Here is a 6,865-nt window from a genome sequence, read left to right as displayed (position 1 = left end):
GGGCGGGCCCATCGGCGTACCGCGGGAGCGGTGGCTCAGCCGAAGATCACGCAGGACGCTGCAGGAGCCTCGATCGACCCCGCGCGCCGCGGGATGCCCGTCTCCGGGTCGATCGCGAACCAGGTCACGTCGCCGGACCGCTCGTTGGCCGCGTACAGGAACCTCCCCGACGGGTCGATGGCCAGGTCACGGGGCCAGTGGCCGCCGCACGGCACGGTGGCCGTGAGCCGCGGCCGCTCGCCCGCCTCGTCGAGCGCGAGCACCGAGATGACGTCCTGGCCGCGGGTCGCGGTCCACAGGAACCGTCCGTCGGGCGCGACGACGACCTCGGAGGGGTGGGCCTCGCCGTCGCCGTCCGCCGGTCCTGGCAGCACGGCCGCCTCGCCGAGCGGCTTGAGCGCGCCGTCGGCGGCGTGCCAGGCGCAGACGGTGACGGTGGGCGCGAGTTCGTTCAGGACGTACGCACGGTCGCCGCGCGGGTGGAAGGCGAGATGGCGGGGGCCGGAGCCGGGCCGCAGCGCGAACTCGCGGTGGAGGGTGAGGCCGCCTTCGCCGGTGAGCGCGCAGACGCGTACGGAGTCGGTGCCGAGGTCCACGCTCACCACCCAGCGGCCGCTCGGATCGGGCAGCACCTCGTGGGCGTGCGGGCCCTGCTGGCGCTGCGGGTGGGGCCCGGAGCCGACGTGCCGCAAGACGTCGGAGAGGGCGGGAGCGAGCGTTCCGTCGGGGCGCACGGGCACTACGGTGACGCTGCCGGAGCCGTAGTTCGCGGTGAGGACGTGGCCCTTGACCAGCGCGAGATGGGTGGGCGCCGCGGCGTCGACGAGGACCTGGGGTCCGGTCCGCTCGGGCTTGTCGCCGTCCACGCGGAAGGCGGCGACGGCGCCGTCGGAGGTCTCGCTGACGGCGTACAGGGTGTCGCCGGCGGGCGAGAGCGCGAGGTAGGAGGGATCGGGGAGGGCGTCCGTGGCGCTGAGGACGGTCAGCGCGCCGCTGTCCGCGTCCACGGCGACCGTGAGGATGCCGGGCCCGCCCGCCGCCGTGAAGGAGCCGATGTACGCCCGCTGACTGTCGCCGTGCCTGCCCACCACTGCGTTCCCCTCTCGACCGGAGAGCGCCGCGGCCGGGTGGGCGGCGCTGCTGCGGCCGACGCTAGCAGTCGGTCTAGACCAAGGCGTCGCCTGATTCGCCGCGCGTCCGGGCGAGTGCCTCCGGGTGGTGGACGTAGGCGGGGTGCCGTTCCACGGTGTCGTACGTGCGATGGAAGACGGGCGTCGCGCTGCCGGACAGCGGCGGCACGATCCACGACCAGTCGGCGCCCACGGTCCTGCCCTTGCGCTCCTCGCGGCCCAGGTGGGTCAGGAAGCGGCGGGACTCCGTGTGGTGGTCGGTCATGGTGACGCCCGCCCGGTCGAAGGAGTGCAGCACGGCACGGTTGAGCTCGACGAGGGCGCGGTCCTTCCAGAGCGAGCGGTCGCTGCCGGTGTCGAGGCCGAGCAGTTCGGCGACGCGCGGCAGGAGGTCGTAGCGGTCGCTGTCGGCGAGGTTGCGGGCGCCGATCTCGGTGCCCATGTACCAGCCGTTGAAGGGCGCCGCCGGGTAGCAGACACCGCCGATCTCCAGGCACATGCAGGCGATCGCGGGCACGGCGTGCCAGCGCAGTCCGAGCGCCGCCCACCGCGAGTCCTCGGGATGCTCGATCGGGACTTCCAGAACGGCGTCGGGCGGCAGTACGAACCAGCGGGGCTTGTCCTTGCCTCCCTGGATCACCAGGGGCAGTACGTCGAAGGGGCTGCCGGGGCCGCCGGGCCAGCCGAGGCGGCGCGCGAGCGCGGTGATGCCGACGTTGCGCGGGTCGCCGGTGACACCGCCGCCGGGGCGTTCGTACCCCGCGTACCGGATGAGCTGCTCGTTCCAGATGCGCGGCCCCGGACGCCCCGGAGCGTCGGGCGCGAAGACGGTGATGAGGGGCCTGATCCGCCGCCCGTCGCGCACGGCATCCCGCAGATGATCCGCCGCGCCGGCGGCGACGTCATCGGCGCCGGTCAGCTCCCTGCGGTCGATGACGCGCAGGGAGCGCCAGTAGAGGCGCCCGATGCACCGGGCGGCGTTGCGCCAGGCGAGCCGGGCGCCGAAGACGAGTTCGTCCGGGGTGTGGCGGTAGGTGCCGCTCTCCGCGATCTCGGCGAACACCCGGGCCATGCGCGGGGCGGGGTCGCCGAGGCCGGCCTCGCCGTGGTGCAGCCGGAGGAACTCGGCGGCGGCTCGGCGGAGGGCGGGTTCCGGCAGGATGCCGGGTGCGGGCGGGGCTCCCGGGGCTCCGTCCTCGTGGCCCGCCGCGCCGTCGGGGCACCGCGTGTCGGCGGCGCGCTGATGCGGGTGGTCCACGGCGTCGACGGGCTTCCCGTGTCCGGTCCTGCGCAGGAAATTCCGCATGGCACCCCCAGGCGGCTCCGGGGCACGGACCGCTCCCGCACGGCCCGCGCGTCTGTTAGCCGCGCAGTTACCCCTCGGGCGGGCTGATCCACCCTGTATGTGCCTGGTGAACATGCCTCAGATGGGGGCGAATTGTCCACGTGCCCCGTCAGGGGCGCGGGGCTGTGACATCTGCGGCTCCGCCGCGTGGGCGCGCCCAGCCACAAACGACCCGCAGAATCGTCACCCGCCCACCAGCGGAGCACCCAGCGGCGTACGCGTCGGGCTGTGCAAGGGCCCCGACAGCTCGGCAAGAGCCTTCTCCAGGCCATGGAGATGGGCGAGGACCGGCTCGGCTGCGGTGCCCTGCGGCACGGCCACCGGGTGGGCCGCGTGGCCGCCGAGCATCCGCTCCGGCGCGGTCAGCCCCTCCACCGCCGCCTCCACACGCCAGCACGCGGCAGCAAGGCGCGCGTCGTGCGAGGCCTCGGGATCCGCGGCGATCGAGGCGAGGCCGCGCACCTCGCGGGCACAGTCGTCGAGCAGTGCGAGCACCTGACGGGCGCGCTCCTTGCGGGCCCGCAGCGGGCTGAGCGGATGCACCAGCGGGGCGAGCGAGAACCGCACCTTGCCCAGGAGCTGCTCGAGCTCGGCGACGCGCGGGGCGGGGTCCGCCGACTCGGATCCGGCGAGCCGGGCGGCGGCCTCGGCGGTGCAGGCGTGCACACAGCGCAGGGCGCGCTGGATCCAGGCGTTGGTGGTGGCGTGCGTGGTGACGGGCAGGACGAGGAGCACGGCGATGACGGCGCCGAGCGCCCCGACGCCGGTCTCGGCGACGCGCAGGGCGAGCAGCCCCGGGTTCAGGACCCCGAGCAGGCCGTACAGCACCCCGGCCATCACGGTGACGGCGAGCATCATCCACGTGTACGACACGGCTGCGGTGTAGAAGATCCCGAAGACGCTGACGGCGACGATGACCGCCGAGGGCACGGGAGCCCCGTGCAGCGGCACCGCGAGGACGAAGCCGACGGCGATGCCGATGACGGTGCCGAGGACCCGCCGGAAGCTGCGCACCAGCGTCTCGCCGCTCGACGCGGTGTTCACGAAGACCCACCAGGTCGCGCCCACCGCCCAGTACCAGCGCTGGTCGGAAAGCACCTGCCCCAGGCCAAGGGCGAAGGCCCCGCCGAGCGTCGCCTGGACGGCCTGCCGGGTCGTCGTACGCGCAAGACCCTTGCCGCCGGGCGGAGCCGGCACGGCCGCGGGCGGCTGCCGCCGCTCGTAGCACCACACCCCGAACCGCACGGCCGAGGAGGCGCACAGCGAGAGCAGGACGGCGGCGAACAGCTCGGGCAGCTGCCCGGGCCGCGTGTGCAGGAACTGCGTCGCGAAGAACATCATGAACGCGAAAACCCCGAGCGAGTGCCCGCGCGGCCCCCACCGCCGCGCGTACACCCCGGCGCCCATGACCGCGAGGAAGGCGACGTCCCGCGCCACCGGAACGTCATGCAGCCCCGCCGCGAGAGCCAGCACCGGAAACCCGACCACCGGCAGCAGGGCGGTGGTGACCGCCTGTCCGCGCACGGTCGCGTCGGTCACCGTGAAGAGGGCGAGCAGCGCGGCGAGGCCGCCCGTGATCGCCGCGACGAGCGAGTGTCCGGCCACGCCGCAGAGGGCCACGGCGAGGCCGATCCCGAGGACGGCCCGAGACGCGAAGCGCAACCGCGCCCGCCCCGGATCCGGCGCCACGAACACCCTCTTCAGCACGGCTTCCCCGCCCCTTCCACGTCCTGATCGACCTGATCGACCTGCCCGCACAAAAAAGGCGCCGCGGAATCCGCAGCGCCATCGACGGGACCATCACACCATCCACCGGCACCCTGGCTCAACCGACGTCGATTCGGCTGAGCCATTGGCACACCTCACTCGTCTGTTGCCGGACCGCGAGCAGGCCATCGGACCAGACGGTCGCCGTGGCCCAGGCGGGACCAGGCTCCGACGCCCAGGGCTGTTCCGATGCCGAGGAAGGCGCAGGCCCCGGCGGGCACCACCCACTCCGTCATCGAGTACTCGGTGTGGCCGCCGCTCCGGGTGAGGGCGAGCACAACGGTCAGCAGGCCGTAGGGGACGAGCAGCGTGCCCGCCGACGCCGGGGTGAGCAGCAGCCACCGTGGGAACCTGCGTCCCCACGGCCGGACGAGCGCGAAGGCCAGCACCACCCCCATCAGCGCCATGACGGCCGTGAAGTCGATGCCGTGCCGCTCCAGCCACACCACCTGGTCGGAGGCACCGTTCTTCGCGAACTCGTCGGCCACGTCGAACCCGTCCGCGAGCCCCGCCCTGCCGCCCATCGCCCAGTACGTCTTCAGGGCGATGTAAGGCACAGCGGCCGCACTGCCCAGGGCCACGACCGTCCGGACCACCGCCGGCTTCACCACGCGCGTCATCCCCGCTCCTGTCTCACAAGCCTCACCGGCCGACGCCCTCCGTCGGCCGGTTTCACGGTCCTCTTGTGCGAGCGTGCGGGCATCAGGCCTGGGTACCGTCGCCGCGTGTGGCGCCTCCGCCGTGCGGCGGAGGGGACGTCAGAGCACCGCGATCCCCAACGGCCGCACCCCCGCGGGCAGTCGACGCGTGGTGCCGCTGTCCAGGTCGACGACGGTGATGCCGTCCCAGGAGCCGTCGCGGGTGAAGCCGCCGGTCACGTAGGCCGTCCGGCCGTCCTCGGAGGCGGTGACGTCCTCGTGCGGGCCGTCGAGGGGGATCACCCGTTCTCGGCCGCCGGGCTCGCGGATCGTCAGGGACGGGCCCTTGTCGGAGCCGTCGATCGGGCCCGTGCCGACCACGAGGAGGGTGCCGTCCGGGGCGAGTGCGGCGCCGTGCTGGTGGGTGTCGGCCGTCATGCGCTCGATGTCGACGTCGCCGGTGCGCGGATCGAGTACGGCGAGGCGTTCGCCCTCGAAGGGCAGCGCGAGCCTTCCGTCCTCGCGGACGACGGCGTAGTGCGGCTTCAGCCAGGAGCCGAGGCCGCCCTCGGTGCCGTAGGGGGCGACTTCGAGGCGGCGCGGGGTGAGGGTGTCGGTGCGTACGGCGGTCACGTCGTAGGAGTCGTGGCCGGTCGCGTACACCTCGTCGCCGTCGCGGGCCACGTCGACGTCGAAGGGGCGGCGGCCGACCGGGACCGTGTCCGTGACCTCGCGCTCCTTGCTGTCGATGACCTCCAGGACGCCCTTCGCGTCGGGGACGTTGACGCCGACGTAGACCCGTTCGCCGTCCGGCGCGAGCGCGATGCCCATGCCGCCGCCCCGGTATTCGCCCGTCGTGACGGGGCCGGTGTCGGTCGTGTACGGGATCCGGTCGAGGCGTTCGCGTGCTTCGGTGTCGACGACGGTCACGCCCTCCGCGGTCGCGACCCATGCCCTGCCGTCGTCCCCGACGACCAGGCCGTACGGCGCGGTGCCCACCTTCACCGAGTCGATCGGTCCGCGTTCGGGGTCGACGAACGTGACGGTGTCGCTGTCGAAGTCGGCGACCAGGAGGGTGCCGTCCGGGGTGCGCTCCGGGGCGGGGGCGGAGGGTGTGACGCTCGCCGTCCGGGGTGCGGGGGCCCCAGACCCGGCCGCCCCGGACGCCCCGGCCGTCGAGCAGCCGGTGACGAGGAGGACCACGGCCACCGCGCCGAGCAGGCCCGCCCTCACGACACGGCCCGCAGGAGCGCCGCGATGGTGTCGAAGCCGCGCCGCTCGGCGTGCCGCAGCGGTGTGACGCCGTCCGCGTCGGCGAGGTCGGGGCGGGCGCCCGCCGTGATGAGCAGTTCCACGATCTCCTGGTGCGGCAGGTCCCCGTCGCCGAGGATCACGGCCTCCAGGAGGGCCGTCCAGCCGAGGTCGTTGACGTGGTTCACGTCGATGTCCGTCTCGCGCAGCACCGCGCGTACGTAGGCGACGTGGCCGCGTTCGCTCGCCGGGATCAGCGAGACGCCGCCGAACCGGTTGCGCAGGGTCAGGTCCGGCCCCGCGGGCAGCAGCACGCGCATCATCGGGACGCTGCCGGTGACCCCGGTGACCAGCCACGCGCTGTCGCTGCGGCGGTCCTGCGCGTTGGGGTCCGCCCCGGCTTCAACCAGGACTCGGGCGGCTTCCACATGGCTGCCCAGCGAGGCGAGCAGCAGCGGGGAGCGCAGCTCGTCGTCGCGGGCCTCCACGGACGCCCCCGCGTCCAGGGCGGCGCGCACCTCGGCGGCGTCACCGCGGCGGGCGGCCTCCAGGAGCCGGCGGTTGCGGTCGTGCATCTCGGTCCTCCAGAGACGTATGGGCGTATGGGCGTACGTACGAGAAGGCCGGCGGCACCCGTACGGGGGGGGGGGGGGGGGGCCGGGGGGCACGGGGGCGGGGGCATGGGCCCGGGGGGGGCGCCCGCCCGGGGGGAAATAGAGTGAGGGGGGGCGGGT

General features: G+C 74.2%; 6 protein-coding genes. All 6 read right to left on the bottom strand.

The features are described from left to right. Positions 1-35 precede the first annotated feature (35 nt). The 6 genes from ACFWY6_RS43070 to ACFWY6_RS43045 all read right to left on the bottom strand — a co-directional run bounded on the left by ACFWY6_RS43070 (position 36) and on the right by ACFWY6_RS43045 (position 6,706). Entirely contained in the window at positions 36-1,091 is a 1,056-nt protein-coding gene (locus tag ACFWY6_RS43070; protein WP_384702661.1) for a lactonase family protein, read from the bottom strand. Positions 1,092-1,164: 73 nt separating this feature from the next. Next, on the bottom strand, positions 1,165-2,436 hold the full coding sequence (locus tag ACFWY6_RS43065; RefSeq protein WP_384702658.1) for a nitric oxide synthase oxygenase: 1,272 nt from the start codon (positions 2,434-2,436) through the stop codon (positions 1,165-1,167). Positions 2,437-2,658: 222 nt separating this feature from the next. Continuing rightward, positions 2,659-4,182, bottom strand: a complete 1,524-nt coding sequence (locus tag ACFWY6_RS43060; RefSeq protein WP_384702656.1) for an FUSC family protein — start codon at positions 4,180-4,182, stop codon at positions 2,659-2,661. 155 nt (positions 4,183-4,337) lie between these two features. Beyond that, positions 4,338-4,862, bottom strand: a complete 525-nt coding sequence (locus ACFWY6_RS43055; protein ID WP_384702653.1) for a hypothetical protein — start codon at positions 4,860-4,862, stop codon at positions 4,338-4,340. Between the two features lie 138 nt (positions 4,863-5,000). Then, entirely contained in the window at positions 5,001-6,113 is a 1,113-nt protein-coding gene (locus ACFWY6_RS43050) for a YncE family protein (protein ID WP_384702650.1), read from the bottom strand. Continuing rightward, positions 6,110-6,706, bottom strand: a complete 597-nt coding sequence (locus ACFWY6_RS43045) for an ankyrin repeat domain-containing protein (protein WP_384702647.1) — start codon at positions 6,704-6,706, stop codon at positions 6,110-6,112. Before ACFWY6_RS43045 ends, ACFWY6_RS43050 begins: the two co-directional genes overlap by 4 nt. Positions 6,707-6,865 lie beyond the last annotated feature (159 nt).

It is taken from the genome of Streptomyces sp. NPDC059037, assembly GCF_042740015.1.
In the GTDB taxonomy this organism is placed as follows: Bacteria; Actinomycetota; Actinomycetes; order Streptomycetales; family Streptomycetaceae; genus Streptomyces.
The sequence above is the reverse complement of the archived record's forward strand: the minus strand, read 5'-3'. Positions and strand labels throughout refer to the sequence as shown.

Excerpts from the sequence above, each read along its gene's own strand:
- ACFWY6_RS43055 (WP_384702653.1), bottom strand. The coding sequence starts at position 4,862 with ATGACGCGCGTGGTGAAGCCGGCGGTGGTCCGGACGGTCGTGGCCCTG.
- ACFWY6_RS43045 (WP_384702647.1), bottom strand. The coding sequence starts at position 6,706 with ATGCACGACCGCAACCGCCGGCTCCTGGAGGCCGCCCGCCGCGGTGAC.
- ACFWY6_RS43065 (WP_384702658.1), bottom strand. The coding sequence starts at position 2,436 with ATGCGGAATTTCCTGCGCAGGACCGGACACGGGAAGCCCGTCGACGCC.